15 protein-coding genes are annotated in these 15,104 nt (G+C 65.1%); 7 read left to right on the forward strand and 8 right to left on the reverse strand.

Annotated features, from left to right (window positions below):
• Positions 1-69: 69 nt before the first annotated feature.
• Both ACFRFH_RS03875 and ACFRFH_RS03880 read left to right on the forward strand, forming a co-directional pair.
• Positions 70-768, forward strand: coding sequence for an RraA family protein (locus tag ACFRFH_RS03875; protein WP_382461691.1), 699 nt, complete (start codon positions 70-72; stop codon positions 766-768).
• 33 nt (positions 769-801) lie between these two features.
• Positions 802-1,716 carry a VOC family protein gene (locus ACFRFH_RS03880; protein ID WP_382461692.1) on the forward strand — a complete coding sequence of 305 codons (915 nt, stop codon included), beginning with the start codon at positions 802-804 and terminating at the stop codon, positions 1,714-1,716.
• Positions 1,717-1,819: 103 nt separating this feature from the next.
• Here the strand turns inward: ACFRFH_RS03880 and ACFRFH_RS03885 are convergent, their stop codons facing one another.
• Entirely contained in the window at positions 1,820-3,541 is a 1,722-nt protein-coding gene (locus ACFRFH_RS03885) for a DHA2 family efflux MFS transporter permease subunit (RefSeq protein WP_382461693.1), read from the reverse strand.
• 13 nt (positions 3,542-3,554) lie between these two features.
• Positions 3,555-4,136: a PadR family transcriptional regulator gene (locus tag ACFRFH_RS03890; protein ID WP_382461694.1), complete on the reverse strand. Its 582-nt coding sequence runs from the start codon at positions 4,134-4,136 to the stop codon at positions 3,555-3,557.
• Between the two features lie 299 nt (positions 4,137-4,435).
• Between ACFRFH_RS03890 and ACFRFH_RS03895 the strand changes: the two genes are divergently transcribed.
• Entirely contained in the window at positions 4,436-4,759 is a 324-nt protein-coding gene (locus ACFRFH_RS03895; RefSeq protein WP_382461695.1) for a hypothetical protein, read from the forward strand.
• A 35-nt stretch (positions 4,760-4,794) separates the two neighbouring features.
• Positions 4,795-5,328 (forward strand): MarR family winged helix-turn-helix transcriptional regulator, encoded by a 534-nt coding sequence (locus ACFRFH_RS03900; RefSeq protein WP_382461696.1) that lies wholly within the window; start codon positions 4,795-4,797, stop codon positions 5,326-5,328.
• A 15-nt stretch (positions 5,329-5,343) separates the two neighbouring features.
• On the opposite strand, the gene ACFRFH_RS03905 is transcribed toward ACFRFH_RS03900, so the two are convergent.
• The gene (locus tag ACFRFH_RS03905; protein WP_382461697.1) at positions 5,344-5,955 is read right to left on the reverse strand and encodes a uracil-DNA glycosylase; all 612 of its coding nucleotides are present in this window, start codon (positions 5,953-5,955) and stop codon (positions 5,344-5,346) included.
• Between the two features lie 113 nt (positions 5,956-6,068).
• Between ACFRFH_RS03905 and ACFRFH_RS03910 the strand changes: the two genes are divergently transcribed.
• From ACFRFH_RS03910 to ACFRFH_RS03920, 3 genes are read left to right on the forward strand one after another with little or no spacing between them, the layout of a single operon-like run.
• Complete coding sequence (locus tag ACFRFH_RS03910; protein ID WP_382461698.1) at positions 6,069-7,130, forward strand: ABC transporter substrate-binding protein; 1,062 nt, start codon at positions 6,069-6,071, stop codon at positions 7,128-7,130.
• Between the two features lie 47 nt (positions 7,131-7,177).
• Positions 7,178-8,167 carry an iron chelate uptake ABC transporter family permease subunit gene (locus tag ACFRFH_RS03915; protein WP_382461699.1) on the forward strand — a complete coding sequence of 330 codons (990 nt, stop codon included), beginning with the start codon at positions 7,178-7,180 and terminating at the stop codon, positions 8,165-8,167.
• On the forward strand, positions 8,164-8,925 hold the full coding sequence (locus ACFRFH_RS03920; protein ID WP_382461700.1) for an ABC transporter ATP-binding protein: 762 nt from the start codon (positions 8,164-8,166) through the stop codon (positions 8,923-8,925). Before ACFRFH_RS03915 ends, ACFRFH_RS03920 begins: the two co-directional genes overlap by 4 nt.
• 59 nt (positions 8,926-8,984) lie before the next feature.
• Here ACFRFH_RS03920 and ACFRFH_RS03925 read toward each other — a convergent pair whose 3' ends face one another.
• From ACFRFH_RS03925 to lanKC, 5 genes are all read right to left on the reverse strand, one after another.
• Complete coding sequence (locus tag ACFRFH_RS03925) at positions 8,985-9,986, reverse strand: TIGR03557 family F420-dependent LLM class oxidoreductase (RefSeq protein ID WP_382461701.1); 1,002 nt, start codon at positions 9,984-9,986, stop codon at positions 8,985-8,987.
• A 21-nt stretch (positions 9,987-10,007) separates the two neighbouring features.
• Complete coding sequence (locus ACFRFH_RS03930; protein ID WP_382461702.1) at positions 10,008-11,387, reverse strand: FtsX-like permease family protein; 1,380 nt, start codon at positions 11,385-11,387, stop codon at positions 10,008-10,010.
• A complete protein-coding gene (locus tag ACFRFH_RS03935; RefSeq protein ID WP_382461703.1) occupies positions 11,381-12,136 on the reverse strand; it encodes an ABC transporter ATP-binding protein in 756 nt (251 codons plus the stop codon). Before ACFRFH_RS03935 ends, ACFRFH_RS03930 begins: the two co-directional genes overlap by 7 nt.
• A 103-nt stretch (positions 12,137-12,239) precedes the next feature.
• Positions 12,240-12,380, reverse strand: a complete 141-nt coding sequence (locus ACFRFH_RS03940) for a hypothetical protein (protein WP_382461704.1) — start codon at positions 12,378-12,380, stop codon at positions 12,240-12,242.
• Between the two features lie 37 nt (positions 12,381-12,417).
• A complete protein-coding gene (gene lanKC / locus ACFRFH_RS03945; protein WP_382461705.1) occupies positions 12,418-15,081 on the reverse strand; it encodes a class III lanthionine synthetase LanKC in 2,664 nt (887 codons plus the stop codon).
• Between the last annotated feature and the right edge of the window lie 23 nt (positions 15,082-15,104).

The following is a 15,104-nucleotide window of genomic DNA, read 5'->3' on the forward strand; positions in this document are numbered from 1 at the left end:
GCGCTCCGCGCTCAATCGACCGGTGGGCGCATTCCCCCGCCCGCAGGGGCGCGGAGGTAGCGTCACGACATGGAAACCACCGGCACCGACGCCCACCCGCTCCCCACGGCCGCTGTCGCCGACGCGGCCGTCCGCCTCGGAATCCCCGTCGCCGCGGCCCCGGTCGCGCTTATCCCGCTGCTCCCGCGCCGTCCGTTTCACGGCCCCGCCGCACCCGTCACGCACCTCGGCAGCGTCGACGTGCTCCTGGAGACCATCGACGACGCACCTCCCGGCGCCGTGCTCGTCGTCGACAACGGCGGCCGCCGCGACGAGGCGTGCGTCGGCGACCTGATGCTGCTGGAGGCGCGGGAGGCCGGCCTCACCGGCGCCGTGATCTGGGGCCTGCACCGTGACACCGCGCAACTCCGGGAGATCGGCCTCCCGCTGTTCAGCCTGGGCGCGAACCCGTTCGGCCCGCGCCGGGTCCCGCCGGCCCGCGCCGCCATGCGCAGCGCCATGCTCGACGGCGTCGCCGTCACACCGGGCGACTGGATCGTGGCCGACGACGACGGCATCCTCATGGTCGGCGCCGACCGCCGGGACGAGCTCTTCGCCGAGGCGCGGCGCATCCAGACGGTGGAGGGCGCGCAGTCCGAGCGGATGCGGGCCGGGATGTCGCTGCGCGCCCAGCTCGACTTCGCCCGCTACCGCGAGCTCCAGGCCGCCGACCCGTCGCTCACCCTCCGCCGCTACCTGGCCGAGACCGGCGGCGCCATCGAGACCTGAAATACCCGCGGCCCCTCGCGTGTTGCACTAGCCATGCCCGAACTGCTCCCCGCCGACTCCGCGATGGGTGCGGTGACCCTCCGGGTCGCCGACCTCGACGCCATGACCGCCTACTACCGCGACGCCGTCACGCTCTCCGTGCTGGCCGCCGAGGGAGGCCGCGTCATCCTCGGCCGCGGCGCGACGCCGTCGGTGATCCTGGAGCACGCCCCCGAGTTGAAGCACGCCTCGCCTGGTGAGGCCGGACTCTTCCACACCGCGATCGTGTTCGACAGCCAGGAGGCCCTCGCCGCCGCGGTGTACTCGGTCGCGCGCCGCGCCCCGGGCACGTTCACCGGAAGCGCCGACCACCTCGTCTCGCAGGCCTTCTACTTCAGCGACCCGGAGGGGAACGGCGTCGAACTGTACTGGGACCGCGACCGCAGCCTGTGGAGCTGGACGCACGGGCAGGTCGAGATGGACACGCTCTACCTGGACCCGACTGCGTTCCTGCGCGAGCACCTCAGCGACCGCGGCGCGGCGCTGGCCGAGCTGCCCACGCTGGACGGCTCGACCGTGGACGACCCGCGCTTCGGCGACGCCGTTGTCGGCCATGTGCACCTGTCGGTCGGGGACGTCGCCTCGGCCCGCGCGTTCTACGTCGACCGGCTCGGGTTCGAGGCCACGGCCTCCCTCGGCTCGTCGGCGCTGTTCGTGTCGGCGGGCGGGTACCACCACCACATGGCGATGAACACCTGGAACAGCCGCGGAGCGGGCGTGCGGCGGCTGGCGCTCGGACTCGGTGAGGTGCAGCTGCGGTTGCCCGGCGCGGATGATGTGGGGGCGCTGAGCGAGCGGATGCGGCACTACAAGGTGCCGACGCGGGATGACGGGCGGTCGGTGGCGTTCGATGATCCGTGGGCGAATGTTGTGCGGGTGGTTGCCGAGACATCGACAACACAGGCATAGAAACCGGAGGAGATCGCGGGCGACACGCCACCCTGAAGCAGTTAACGGAGGACTCCCCGGCCGGGTTGGCCGGGGAGTCCTCCGTTGTTGCGCTGCGCGGCCGCTAGTCGGTCGCGGGGGCGGCGTGGATGCCGTGGTGCTCCTCGCCGTCGCGGGGCGCGTCGGCGACCGGCTCGGCGGCGTGCACGCCGTGCCGTGCCACGTCCACGGGGCCGGAGCCCGCGTGTGCGCCGTGCGTGGACGCTGCGGACTCCGCGACGCCGACATGCTCCCCGGCCGCCGCAGCACCAGCGGGCACCCCGGCACCGGCTTCACCAGCGGCACCCTGACCGCCTGCGGCCCGCGGCCCCCACGCCGGCGGCTTCGGCTTCGCCCACCACACCACGATGAGCGCGCCCAGGAGGGCGACCGCCGCTGGCAGCAGCAGCGCCTCCGACATCGCCTGAGTGAACCCTGCGTGCAGGAAGCTCGGCAGCTCCGTCCCGGTGGTCGCGGTCGGCGCCGCGCCGCTCGGGGCCTTCGGCAGGTCGGCGGCGAGGCGGCCGGTGATGAGCGCGGAGATGGAGGCGCTTCCGAGCACGGCGCCGATCTGGCGCGTCGTGTTGAACACGCCGGAGCCGGCACCGGCCTGGTTCATCGGGAGGTTGCGGGTGGTGACGGCCGAGATCGGCCCCCAGACGCCCGACATCGCGATGCCCATCAGCGCGCTCGGGATGAGCAGCCACCAGATGCTCACATCCGGGGTCAGCATCCGCGAGTAGAGGAACAGCGACAGCGAGAACAGCACCAGCCCGGGCGTCGCGATGTACTTCGGGTTGATCCTGTCGATCAGCTTGCCCATGATCGGGGCGAGCACGCCGGAGAACACGGCGGTCGGGGCCAGCATCAGCGCCGACTGGGTCGGGGTGAGGCCGCGCACGGTCTGGAAGTAGAACACCAGCGGGAGCGCCATACAGGTGACCGCGAAGCCGACCGTCGTGATCGCGCCGTTCGACAGCGAGAAGTTGCGGTCGCGGAACAGCGGGAGCGGCAGCAGCGGCTCCTTCTTGTTGAGCGCCTGCCAGACCACGAACGCGATCAGGACGATGATGCCGGAGATGATGAGGCCCCAGACCGAGAACGGGCCGTCCCCGATGACACCCCAGTTGTAGGTGCCGCCCTCCTGGATGCCGAACACCAGCAGGAACATGCCGACCGCCGAGAGCACGACGCCGAGGATGTCGAACGCGTGCGTGTGCGTCGGGAGCTTCGGGACGAGCCGCATCGCCAGGATGAAGGCGACGACGCCGACCGGGACGTTGATGAAGAAGATCCACTCCCAGCCGAGCCAGTCGACCAGCACACCGCCGAGCAGCGGGCCGATCAGCGTGGCGACGCCCGCGACGGCGCCCCACAGGCCCATGGCCGCGCCGCGGCGGTCCGGCGGGAAGATGCGGGTGATGACCGCCATCGTCTGCGGGGTCATCAGCGAGGCGCCAAGGCCCTGGACGACGCGGGCGGTGATCAGCATCGCGATGCCACCGCCGGCCATGACACCGGAGAATCCGCACCAGGCCGAGGCGAGGGTGAAGATCACGAGGCCGATCAGGTACATGTTCTTGGGGCCGAAGCGGTCGCCGAGGCGGCCGGTGATCAGCAGCGGGACGGCGTACGCGAGCAGGTAGGCGCTGGTGACCCAGATGACCGCGTTGTAGTCCGTACCGAGGTTGAGGCCCTTCATGATCGACGGGTTGGCGACCGACACGATGGTCGTGTCGATCAGGATCATGAAGAACCCGATGACGAGCGCCCAGAGGGCGGGCCACGGCTTCAGTTGGCGTTCCATGTGATTCTTTCTCTCAGTGCTGCTTCTCCTCGTCCCAGGAGATGACTCCGGAGGCGAGGTCGTCGATGAGGGCTTCGAGGGCGGCGGCTTCGGCCTCCGCCGTCGTGCGCAGGTACCGCACGTCGAGCCAGTACTTCTCGGGCAGCCCCTTCGCGCGGACCCGGTGGATTCCGTCGTCGAGCAGGGCGATGTCGGCGCGCATGAGGCCGACGCGGTTGCGGAGGAGGTCGATCACGGTTTCGACCGGGAGGTTGTGCGCCTCGCCGAGGCCGAGCGGGAACTCCGGGAACTCGTTGACCGGGGTCGCGATGATGTCCGCGACGCGTTCGCCGAGCGCCTGGGTGCCCTCTTCCGTGATCTCATAGGTGGTGCGCTCCGGGCGGTTGCCCTCGCGCTCGGTGCCGGTCGCGCGCACGAGCCCCTGCCGGGCCAGGCGGTCGACCGTGTGGTAGAGCGAGCCCGGCCGCACTTTGACGAGCCGGTCCTCCGAGCGCAGCACGAGCGTCTGATACATCTCGTACGGGTGCGTCGGCCCCTCGGCGAGCAGCGCGAGCGCTGCGACGGCGAGCGGGGTGAGGGTCGGGGAGTGCGGCATGGGTCTCTCGAGCAGGCTCTTTCGGTGGTCGATGATCGGAAGGGATTATTCCAAGTGGAATAGTACGTCAGGGGCATTTCATCGTCAAGAGCCCGACGTTCGGTCGTTGTCACGATCCGCTGCTTAGTGGCCGGACGGCAATGGGCGGATGTAACTAGGTGGACTAGCTAACAAGACCAGCCGACCGATGAACGTCAGTCCCTGACCGGATAAAAATGTTACAAGAAATGGATAGCTAGATCATCTAGCTAGCGCTATGATCGTTCCACGCTCACACACCCGGGCGGAAGGAGACGATGATGGGCGCTCTGATCTACGACAACCAGTCGTTCGAGTTCGACGACCGCGCGCTCGCGCACCTGCAGGCCGTCATCACCATGAAGCTGCGCAGGCGGGAGCCGTTCCTGCTGTCCTGGAACCCGGCCGGGGCCGACCCGATCGGCCGACACGCGCTCTGGATCGACAACGCCATCCCGCTCCGCTACGAGTTCGTGTCCCCCACCCCGGAGCGGCTCGACGACCGCTGGCTGAACGCACTCGCCGACCAGACGTCGCGCCCGAGCGGTCTGTTCTTCGCCCCGCAGCCGGCCGAACCCGTCGCGGCCGAACCCGTCGCGGTCTGACGCGTCCCGCTGGTCCGCAGGATTATCATCGAAGCATGGCGACGGGCAGACCCGATTCCACCTCACCCGCGTCCGGACGACCGGGCGCGGACCGCGGGCGTGCCCTCGAGGTCCTCGAAGGCCTCCGGAGCTACCTGGTCGCCGAGTCGGCGATGCAGCGCCGCTCCGAGAAGAGCATGAACCTCACGGTCAACGACATCTCGGCGCTCCGCTACCTGCTGCGCGCCAGGGAGCGCGGCATCGCCGTCGGCCCCAAGGAGCTCGGCGACTACCTCGGCATCCAGAGCTCGTCCATCACCGTGCTGCTCGACCGGCTCGAGAAGGCCGGCCACATCCGCCGCGAGCCCAGCCCGTTCGACCGCCGCGCGCTGATCATCGTGCCGGCGGTCCCTGTCGACGAGATCCACCGCGCGATCCTCGGCGACGTGCGGGAGGAACTGGTCGACGTGGCCGCGACGCTGGACGACGACGAGTCCCGCACGGTCATCCGGTTCCTCGACCAGCTCCGCGATGCGATCGACAGCATCGACGACGTGACGGCGCCGGGGTCCAAGCGGGCCGGTCGCTAGGGCGAGCCGCCGTACCTACCGCAGCAGCGCCCGGTTCAACTCGATGAGCTGTTCCGCGAAGAGCGCCGCGCCGCCCTGCGCGGGATGCCGGATCGCGGGCGCCTCCAGTCCCGCCGTCGCGATCGCGCCCTGCGCCTTCCTGCCCACCGCGACGACCGTCTCGATCTCCAGCGCGCGGATCAGCTCCAGCGCGACCGGCGCGCCGGCACGCACCTCGGCGGGACGCGGCGTGCGGTTGCTGTGCGGCGTGCCCGCGACGAACGGGTGCAGCGGGTAGACCGGCCACGACAGCGGCACCGGGCCGCGCCAGTCCTTCAGCGTCGCCCAGACGACCCGGCTGGAGGCCTCCCACTGCGCCTGCGGATGCTCAGGCAGCTCCAGCCCGGGCACCACCCCGGCCTCGGCCTCCCGCGCCGACACGAACGGGACGCCGGTCACCGTCATCCCCCGCCAGCCCGGCGCCTCCCCCAGCAGCAGGACCGACGCGTGCGGCATCGCGAAGTACCGCCGCAGGTTGCGCTCCCGGCGCCGGCCCTCCGGATCGTCGCCGTACAGAGCCTCGGCGTCGTCCGGCTCGGGCAACGCGCGCAGCAGCTCGAAGAAGCGAGCGAACGGGTCTGCGGCCATTCCCCTACGATGCCACGCCGACGCCGAAGACGCGGAGGTCAGCGGTCCGGCCGCCGTTGCGTGGCTTCGATTCTTGGCATGTCTCACAAACCTGTGAACCACTAGTATAAAAAGTGACACGCCTGCGCATTGGATTTTGCGTCGAGCTGGAGCGAGATGCTTCGGGAGGCCGTGCGACTTTCCTTCGGCCTTTCTCGATCAGTGAGATTTCATCAATGTTCCTTCGCCGCTTATGGCCGATCGCGGTGCTGTCAGGCATCCTCGCGATCAGCGGGTGCTCCGCCGAGCCATCGGTTCCCCTCGCCACCAAGCCCCCCACAATCGACAACTGCGGGACCAAGGTGCCGGCAGACTCAGCCCCGCAACGCATCGTCACTGTCAAGTCGACGGCAACCGAGATGGCGGCCGCTCTTGGGCTCGCAGACAGGATCGTTGGCATCGCTCAACTTGATGGCCCTCTGCCTCCGAGTTTCGGAGCCGATATCTCGGCCAAGATCCTGAGCGAGCAGTCTCTCAACGCGGAAGCTCTCCTGAATGTTGATCCGGACCTCGTCTATTCGGGATGGGAATCGACATTCCCTGGTTCCGGTCCGCTCAGTCGAGATGCGTTGGGGCAGCTTGGTATTACCACTCTGGTCTCGCCAGCGGCTTGCAAGGACCCGGAACGTGTTACCGAAATGCTGAGTTTCGGTGATCTTTTCACGGAGATTCAGCAGACCGGCCGCGCGCTCGGTGCCGGCGCACGCGCCGCGGAACTTGTGAGACGTCAGAAGGAGCGCCTAGAGACCGTCACCCCCATTCCCGGCAGTCCGACTGCCGTGTGGTATTCGAGCAACGTGACCCTCCCTTACATCGGCGGAGGAACGGGCGCGCCCGCGCTCATTATGAGGACAGTCGGCGTGCGCAACGCCTTCGACGCAATGAAAGACACCTGGGGGTCGGTTAGCTGGGAAAGCATTGCGGCCGCGGATCCGTCGCTGATCATCCTTGCGGACTCGAGTTGGAGTACGGCGGCCCGAAAGATCGAAGCACTGGAATCGAATGCGGCCACCAAAAACATCGACGCCGTCGTCAACCAGCGGTACATCATCCTGCCGTTCGCGGCAACGGAAGCAGGAGTGCGCGTCATCGATGCAGTGGAGAGCGTCATCTCGCAATGGAAAAGCCTCAACTAGGTTCCAAGCTCCTGGACTCGCGGCGGCGCGGGCAGCGAGTGGGGTTGATGGCCGGAATGCTGGTGTGCGGGCTGCTCGTTGCCACAGTTGTCTCGATCGGGCTGGGCGCCGCGAGTATCAGCGTCGCCAACGTAGTGAGCTCGGTTACCTCTCACTTCGGCGTTCCCCTCTTCGAACGGCCTCCTGCACTCATCGACTCGATCGTGTGGGGGCTGCGCTTACCGCGAATCGCAACGGCAGCCGCGGTGGGAGCGGGTCTCGCGCTGAGCGGTGTCGTCATGCAGAGTGTCTCGCGCAACGCGCTTGCCGACCCATATCTGCTCGGAATCTCCTCCGGCGCGAGTGTCGGCGCGGTGTGTGTGCTCGTCATCGGCCTCACATTCGCTCTACCTGTCGCCGCGTTTCTGGGCGCTTTCATCGCGCTTCTCGGGAGCCTGGCGATTGCTCGCGCGGGATTCGCTGTCTCACCGGGAAGAATGATCTTGGCGGGAATAGCGATGGGGCAACTCTGTGCGGCCCTGACCTCGTTCCTGATCTTCTGGTCGGCCAAAGGCGACGCCCTCCGTGAGATCATGACCTGGCACTTCGGATCGTTCGCGTCGAGTTCATGGACCAGCGCAGCGATCGCCTGGGCAGCCCTCGGCGTGATCTGTCCGATTCTCATCGTTCTCGCTCCGCAACTGGATGCCTTTGCTTTCGGTGAAACCACTGCCTCAGCGCTCGGTGTCGACGTGACGAAGATCCGATGGATGCTTCTGGGGTCGGTCGCGCTTTTGACCGGGGTTATGGTCTCCCAAAGCGGCGCGATCGGGTTCGTTGGTCTCGTCGTTCCGCACCTTGCGCGGCCGATGACGGGCACATCTCATCGCCGCCTCCTGGCCATCTCCGGGCTCTGTGGCGCGCTTCTCCTTGTCGTCTGTGACACTCTCGCGCGCACGGCCTTCACCCCGCGTGAATTGCCCGTCGGAGTAATCACCGCTGCGGTCGGGGCCCCGTTGCTCATCGCCCTCATCAGGCGGCGCGGGGTCATCACATGACTGTCTTGTTCAGCAACCTCACTGTGACAGTGCGAGGCCGGAGTCTCCTCCGCAGCATTTCCACAGAGGTTCGACGGGCGTCGGTGACGGGACTCCTCGGCCCTAACGGGGCGGGCAAGAGTACTTTGCTCAAGGCTCTGGCAGGAGTGCTCACCCCCACCTCCGGCTCCCTCTTCCTCGCCGGACAGGATCTTTCTGAGCTGCATCGGCGCGAATCGGCCCAGCGAATCGCGCTTCTCGAACAGTCCGCTGAACCGGCGACGGACATGACGGTGATCGAGGTGGTCTTGCTCGGACGAATTCCGCACCGGACTGGACTCCTCGGCAGATTCGACCGTATGGACGACCGACAAGTCGCGATGGACGCGCTCCGGCGGGTCGAAATCGTGGACCTCGCGGAACGCAGGTGGTCGACACTCAGCGGAGGGCTGCAACAGCGGGTACGGATCGCCCGGGCCATCGCTCAAGAGCCTCAGCTTCTGCTCCTCGATGAACCGACCAACCATCTCGACATCCGATCGCAGCAGTCGTTCCTCGGCGGCCTAGGCTCGTTGAACACGACATGCATTGTCGCGCTTCACGACCTCAACCTCGCAAGCGCGTTCTGCGACTTCCTGATTCTCATTGCAGAGGGTCGTATAGTCGCTACCGGCACCCCCACCGAGGTCCTTCGCCCCGAAACCATCGAAGAGGCATACGGTCTGAAGTGCGATGTGATCAAGCATCCGCGTCATCATGGCCCTCTGGTCGTGTTCTGACAACACGGCCGCCGTCGGCGTCCCTGCTCGTGATGAACCCCCGAATAGGCGGGTGACACTTATCGCACGATCTTCGGCAGCACCTGGCTGCCGAAAAGGTCGATCCAGTCGTGTTGATCACGGCCGACATTGTGGAGATAGATCCGATCGAATCCCAGGTCGGCGAACCGTTGAATCGAAAGCCGGTGCACATCGGGGTCTGCGGAAATCACCATTCGATCCTCGAAGTCCTCGGGGCGGACAAGCCTGGCGATTTGTTCGAACTCGAATGGTGAGCGAATGTCTGCCTTCGGAAACTTCATCCCTCCGTTGGGCCATTCGAGCAAGGCGTTCTCAAGCGCCAGGCGTTCCGTCGGCGCCCAGCTCAGGTGCAGCTGCAACACACGCACCAAGGACTTCGGATCCCGTCCTCCATCCCGCGCACCGGCATCGAATTTATCCAACAGCATCGCCACCCTGTCGAACGATGACCCCACGGTGATCAAACCGTCCGCCACACGACCTGCCCGCCTGGCCGTAACAGGGCCTGAAGTAGCAACGAATATCGGTGGAGCCGAGGGGGGCATGGTCCACAGTCGTGTGCTCTCCAACTTGAAGTAGGCACCGGAGTGCTTCACGTCTCGGCCGGAGATTGATGCCGAAAAGAGCTTGGAGATGATGTCGACCGCCTCGAACATACGATTGATGCGTTCGGGCGCCTCCGGCCAATACTGCGCCAGGACGTGCTCATTCAGCGCTTCGCCGGAACCGACACCGAGCCAGAAACGTCCTGGATACATCGCCTCGAGGGTGGCGGCCGCTTGCGCAACGATCGCCGGATGCCAACGAAAGGTCGGCGTCGTCACGCCCGGACCAAAATTCCCCCGTGTTCGCTCCGCCAAAGCGGCTAGGACACTCCACACGAACGCGGACTGACCTTGAGAAGGCAGCCAGGGCTGGAAGTGATCGGAGGCCATGACGCCGGAGAAGCCCCGGGATTCGGCATGCACAGCGAACTCGACCGCTTCACCCGGCGCAAACTGCTCGAGGGTCGCAGAGTAGCCGATTTCGATCGAGCTCATGAGACGAACGCCAACGAAATCTCAGCCAACACGGCCAAGGTCCTGAATCCCATCCGCCGCCAGCGTGATGAGTCGCGGAATAGCAAGAGTCGCCGCGAGAAAGACGAAACCGATTCCCGCCAGAGCCAATGAAGGAACAGGATTCACAACGAATGTCCATGTGCCGGTGTTGACGACGAGCGAGACACTGTAAACGAGTGTCGAAAGCACTGAAGCCAGAAATCCAAGAAGAAGCGCCGTGCAGGTATGGATGACGCACTCCAAGACCGGGAGCCAGATGAGGTCCGAACGGCGTGCGCCGATGCTCCGGACCAATGCTCCTTCGTGCTGGCTCGCCTTCGAGGCCAGGAGGAGGACCGCCAGGCTTCCGCAAATGCCGATGACACCCGCTGGCGCGAACAACACGAGTCCCTGCAAAGCGTTGGAACGCGATTCCGTTGCGCTTGCTCCGACCGCCTGTTCCCATGTCGCAGCGGCCCCGAAGTAGACCGCGAAGAGCCCTACGGCTACGCCGAGCGGAACAACCGCCGCGGTCGTCGAACTGATGCGATGCGCCGCTTGATGTCGCGCGAGATACCATGCCGCCGAGACACGAGCAGGGACGATCGCGCTCCAGAACAGCGTCAGTCGCGGGACGATCACAGGTGCTGCCGTTGCGAGACCGATGAGAAGGAATACGCCCGACAGCAGGACAGCGCTCGAGGCGGGGCCGGTGCTTGACTCCGAGATCGCCGAGGCCGCCGTGAGGGCGCAGGCGAACAGCGCCAGTGCGGAAAGAGTCCACCGAAACCAGGTCATCCGCACTCTGACGTGCTGATCTACGCGAATCGCAGCAATCGGCTCGATTCGTCCGATCCTCAACGCCGGACCCGCCGCGCCGATCAATGTCACCGCGATCGACAGTCCCATCGTCCACAGCAGGCCGGAGAGCGAAGGCGCGACGGTCAGGTCCACTCCGAAGTCAGTCACGGAGAGGAGATAGCGCGAGCCGAGGCCGAGGAAGGGGATAGCGATCAGCGCACCTGCGAGGGAAGCGATGAGCGCTCCCAGTCCGAATTGGGCGAGAACCAGGACGGAAACCTGCCGAGGAGATGCTCCGATAAGCCTCCATCGCGCATACGACGTGCGATTTCGCTCGACGCTCGCTGCGGCAACGGCAACCAGGGTTACAAGCCCAGGAACGATGACGCCCGCGATGAACAGGAACACGGTGAGCTGCTGGATGAGATTGGCCGCTCTCGGACCGCCGGCCGCGAGCTGGTCGATTCCGCGCGGAGAGTTCACCGAGATCAGGAAGTAGAAGGCCAACGCCGTCAGAGCGGAGACGATCGCGTTCGCGATGATTGGAGCGACGATGCCGAGCCGGTTCCTCAGAATCTCGGCGCGAATGAGAGTCAACATGCGACTTCTTCGCCATGAGCGATTGCATTCGCAATGGTCTCTGCCGTCGGGTTGTCAAGCAGAAAGCTGATCTCTCCGTCTCGAAGCACGACGACGCGATCGGCCCGAGCGGCGGCATCCACATCATGAGTGACGAGAACGACGCTGTTCTGCTCGCCGATCATTCCTTCGAGCCGCTTGAGGATGTCGTCGCTTGCAAGGGTGTCGAGCGCGCCGGTTGGCTCGTCCGCGAACAGCACTGCGGGCTGTGAGATGATCGCTCGTGCAATCGCGACTCGCTGTTGTTCGCCGCCTGAGAGCGTTTGCGGGAGCGCCTTGCGTCTGTGGCTGAGTCCGACAGAGGCAACAATGTCGTCGACCTTGGCGATGTCAACGCGGTGTTGTCGCAGCCGAAAAGGTAGCGCCACGTTTTCCCACACGTTCAGGGAGGGGACGAGGTTGTACTCCTGGAAGACGAACCCGATGTTTTCGCGATAGAGGCGTGAGAGCTTCGACATCGAAAGATCCGCGACCGAGGCTCCCAGGATCTCGACGTCACCGGTAGTCGGCTTCTGCAACCCCGCCAGGCAGTGAAGCAGCGTGGACTTGCCCGAACCAGACTTGCCGACGATCGCGACGAGTTCGCCGGGCGCGATTGTGAGCGTGATATCCCGCAGAACTGAGACGGACGGGGCGCCACGTTTGCCGCCGAATGCCTTCGTCAAGGCGTAGCAATTTATTAGTGATTGCGGATCAACGTTCACCGTCATGTCCTACTTCTTGTTTGGCGCTGCACGCACCTGTGGTTCAAACTGACAACGTCGGTCGTGGGTGACAAAACGCCTGCCACCCACGACCGACTAGTGCTGGTGATCAGCAGTACGTGCGGCTCTCCCAGCTGCTCGTGAACGAGTTGCAGTGCGAGAGCGACGACGTGCTCCATGCCACCTGGTCCATCGGACCAGACTCCTGCTCAGCCTCGAACGCCTGGAGTTCCAGAATCTTCGCTTCCATTGTTTTCACCTCCTCTCTCGTGTCGAGTTGACCTCGATCACTGGGATCGAGGAGCTAGTGCCCTAGGGAGGAGATCACTCGAGTCAGCGCAGAGCTGCGTGACGGCCCATGCGATTCCTGGAGCGCCGGATGCGAAGTCACCCGTGACCCGCAGTCCGCTGTCGCCGGCAAAGACGATGCCGTCGCCACTATCTACGGCGTAGCCTGCAAGAACCCGCATCAAGTGCTCGGGATCCCGACGAGGCAGACCAAGGAACTTCCGAATGCCTGCGTTGCCGAGGCTCAGCCCGGAGTAACCCTCCAGCAAGCCGGGGAACACGGAAAACAGCGCCTCCGTGGCCGCCAAGAGCGCTGGCGCGCTCGCGACTACGTCAGTGTCGACCGCATCCCTTGGAAGATCGGGAAGCACGACGCCGAAGCCGGCGCTGCCGCTGGCGAGATACGGCAGAACGCGCGTCGTCTGGCTGAGTTGCAGGTTCTGAAGATCCGGGTCATAGAAGTAAGAACTCAGCTCGCACGTCATGGCGTAGTTGCACGCGTCGAGGAAAGATTCCTCTCCAAGCGCCCTCCAGGCCTCCGAAAAGAGCCAGGCAAGTCCGAGATGTCCGAACAGGAGGCCTGAACTCATGTCATCCGGGGTGTTGCCGGTGTTGGTCCGCACCATTCCCATCGGCGCGAACCTCTCAGCGTTCTGAATATAATCCTGTCGAATCCGCTCCATCTCGTCGGAGATTCGGGCGAGCATCCCATCGGACAGAGCCCCGAACGAGTGGAGTCGCAGACCTGAAAGGAGCATGCCGGGGCGTCCGTCAAAAACTCGGGGCAGCGAGGAGTGAGTCCACGCATCCCACCGCGAGTCAACGAGATCCCGAGCGCGCTCAGGGGCACCGAGAGCTGCCAGCGCGAGGGCGTTTCCCATTCCCCCCTTGAATAGCGACCCATCCATTTCGGTTTCCGCCGAGCGGAAGAGCCCCGTCAAGCTGTTCGGGGTGCGCCAGAAGGCGTGTCGAGCGTTGCCCTTCGTTCCCTTCAGCGCGGCATCGAGGCCGATCGCCATTCCGGCGTCGCCATACGAGAGGCCTGTCAGCGGATCGTCGAGGGCGTAGGCATGCACGGGGAGCATCCGGTCCTGGTGTGGCCAATGCTCCCGTGTTTCATCAGCCCCTGCCAGCAACCGCTGCAGAAGGTCTGCTGGCGACGTGAACGTCTCGAGGAAAGGCCCGAGTGACCAAGACCCGTAGATGTTCACGTTTGGCTCGGCCACATCACCGCCCACCAGGCGATCGAGTTCCCCGAGAAGTTCGAGAACGGACAGGAATTCGGAAGGCGCTTCGCCACTGTGATCTGCACCGCTGAAGAGGTAATCAGCGAGGAGCCGCGTTTGCTTTGAATATTCGTGGATGAGCTCGGTCTGCTGCACGATCGGAAGAAGCATGAAGGCGACAGTTTGGCGAAGCCCGAACCAGTCCGCCTCCTCGGGGCGACATTCGTAGGGGGCTCTGAATCCAGATGCGGCGAAGACGTGAGGCTGCGCTGGTGATCCGGCCGGCTTGGCGAACTCGAAGTCGATAAGCGTGAGCTCGTGATCGTCAGACACGAGGATGTTGTCGAAATGGAGGTCGTGATGGCACCAGCCCGATGCATGCAACCGGTCGACCATGTCCTTTGCGCGGATGGCGATATCGAGGACGGCATCAAGGTACGCGGCGAACTTCTCGGACGAGGGGAGGTACGCGGGATAGTTGTTGATCACCCATTTTCTGATGGTGATTCCGCGACGCCTCTCGAGCGCCAAATACCAGTTCTCCCAGAGCGGACCGGTCCACACGACGCCCGGGACCTCTGGCAGGTCCGACAGAGCTTGCATCGCCCGGGATTCGCGGCGCAAGCGATCCACCGCGTCCGAGCCGTCATAGTCATGACAGACATCGGATCGTGCTTCCTTGATGACGATGCCGCCACCCGAGGACGCCATCGTTCCTTCGTACGTTCCGCCCGCGGTTGAGAATTTGATCGCAGCCGTAATGTCGAAAGGGAGGGCCGGCTCGTCCTCATTCGGAGGACTGCCTGTCAGCCAGGACTCGAGGACCTCGGGCCGAGGAGCCCAGTCGGGGAAGCGGAATGGCACGGAGCGCTCATCCGGGACCAGACGGCCGTCAGGCCCGACGAGCGCGGGGACCTCGCCCGTTCTCGTCTCGAGCATCAGTCTCTGGAATGCGCCGTAGCGCAAGTAGACGGGAGCCTTTTTCCATCTGCGGTCGCTGAGGATGTAAGGCCCCTTCAGACCGGAAAGAGACTCATCGAGCTCGGTGAGGAGCTCGGCGAGTTGTTCCTCCGATGGATACAGGGTGATGAACTTTCCAGCGTGCTCCCGTGGAGTGTCTTTGCCGTTCCGCGCAATGAGACGCGCCATCGTCGACAGGTACTTGAACGCGACCCGATGGCGAACAGCCACCTCCGCCGAACGCGCGAGGATCTCTTCAGCGTGGTCCGGCACAGCGCTCACATGCACCTTCCAGCCCTGTGTCTCGAGTGGATGGTTCTCCTCGGAAGCATGCGTCCACTCGGGTTGCTCGCGAAGATTCCAGCCATCAGGAAGCGCGATGTGAAAGCGAAGTCCTCGATCTTCTGCTGCATCAGGTGCGCGGAAGAAGTACGGATTCCTCGTTGCAAAACGCTCAAGCCGGAGACTGTCGCTCATCTAGACCCCTCGATGACTGTCAT

Origin of the sequence: Leifsonia sp. NPDC056824 (assembly GCF_042789575.1) — a bacterium.
Lineage (GTDB): Bacteria > Actinomycetota > Actinomycetes > Actinomycetales > Microbacteriaceae > Leifsonia.

Coding starts and splice junctions, on each gene's coding strand:
- ACFRFH_RS03915 (WP_382461699.1), top strand. CDS start 7,178: ATGGCCGGAATGCTGGTGTGCGGGCTGCTCGTTGCCACAGTTGTCTCG.
- ACFRFH_RS03940 (WP_382461704.1), bottom strand. CDS start 12,380: ATGGAAGCGAAGATTCTGGAACTCCAGGCGTTCGAGGCTGAGCAGGAG.
- lanKC (WP_382461705.1), bottom strand. CDS start 15,081: ATGAGCGACAGTCTCCGGCTTGAGCGTTTTGCAACGAGGAATCCGTAC.
- ACFRFH_RS03920 (WP_382461700.1), top strand. CDS start 8,164: ATGACTGTCTTGTTCAGCAACCTCACTGTGACAGTGCGAGGCCGGAGT.
- ACFRFH_RS03935 (WP_382461703.1), bottom strand. CDS start 12,136: ATGACGGTGAACGTTGATCCGCAATCACTAATAAATTGCTACGCCTTG.
- ACFRFH_RS03875 (WP_382461691.1), top strand. CDS start 70: ATGGAAACCACCGGCACCGACGCCCACCCGCTCCCCACGGCCGCTGTC.
- ACFRFH_RS03895 (WP_382461695.1), top strand. CDS start 4,436: ATGGGCGCTCTGATCTACGACAACCAGTCGTTCGAGTTCGACGACCGC.
- ACFRFH_RS03890 (WP_382461694.1), bottom strand. CDS start 4,136: ATGCCGCACTCCCCGACCCTCACCCCGCTCGCCGTCGCAGCGCTCGCG.
- ACFRFH_RS03880 (WP_382461692.1), top strand. CDS start 802: ATGCCCGAACTGCTCCCCGCCGACTCCGCGATGGGTGCGGTGACCCTC.
- ACFRFH_RS03900 (WP_382461696.1), top strand. CDS start 4,795: ATGGCGACGGGCAGACCCGATTCCACCTCACCCGCGTCCGGACGACCG.
- ACFRFH_RS03930 (WP_382461702.1), bottom strand. CDS start 11,387: ATGTTGACTCTCATTCGCGCCGAGATTCTGAGGAACCGGCTCGGCATC.
- ACFRFH_RS03885 (WP_382461693.1), bottom strand. CDS start 3,541: ATGGAACGCCAACTGAAGCCGTGGCCCGCCCTCTGGGCGCTCGTCATC.
- ACFRFH_RS03925 (WP_382461701.1), bottom strand. CDS start 9,986: ATGAGCTCGATCGAAATCGGCTACTCTGCGACCCTCGAGCAGTTTGCG.
- ACFRFH_RS03905 (WP_382461697.1), bottom strand. CDS start 5,955: ATGGCCGCAGACCCGTTCGCTCGCTTCTTCGAGCTGCTGCGCGCGTTG.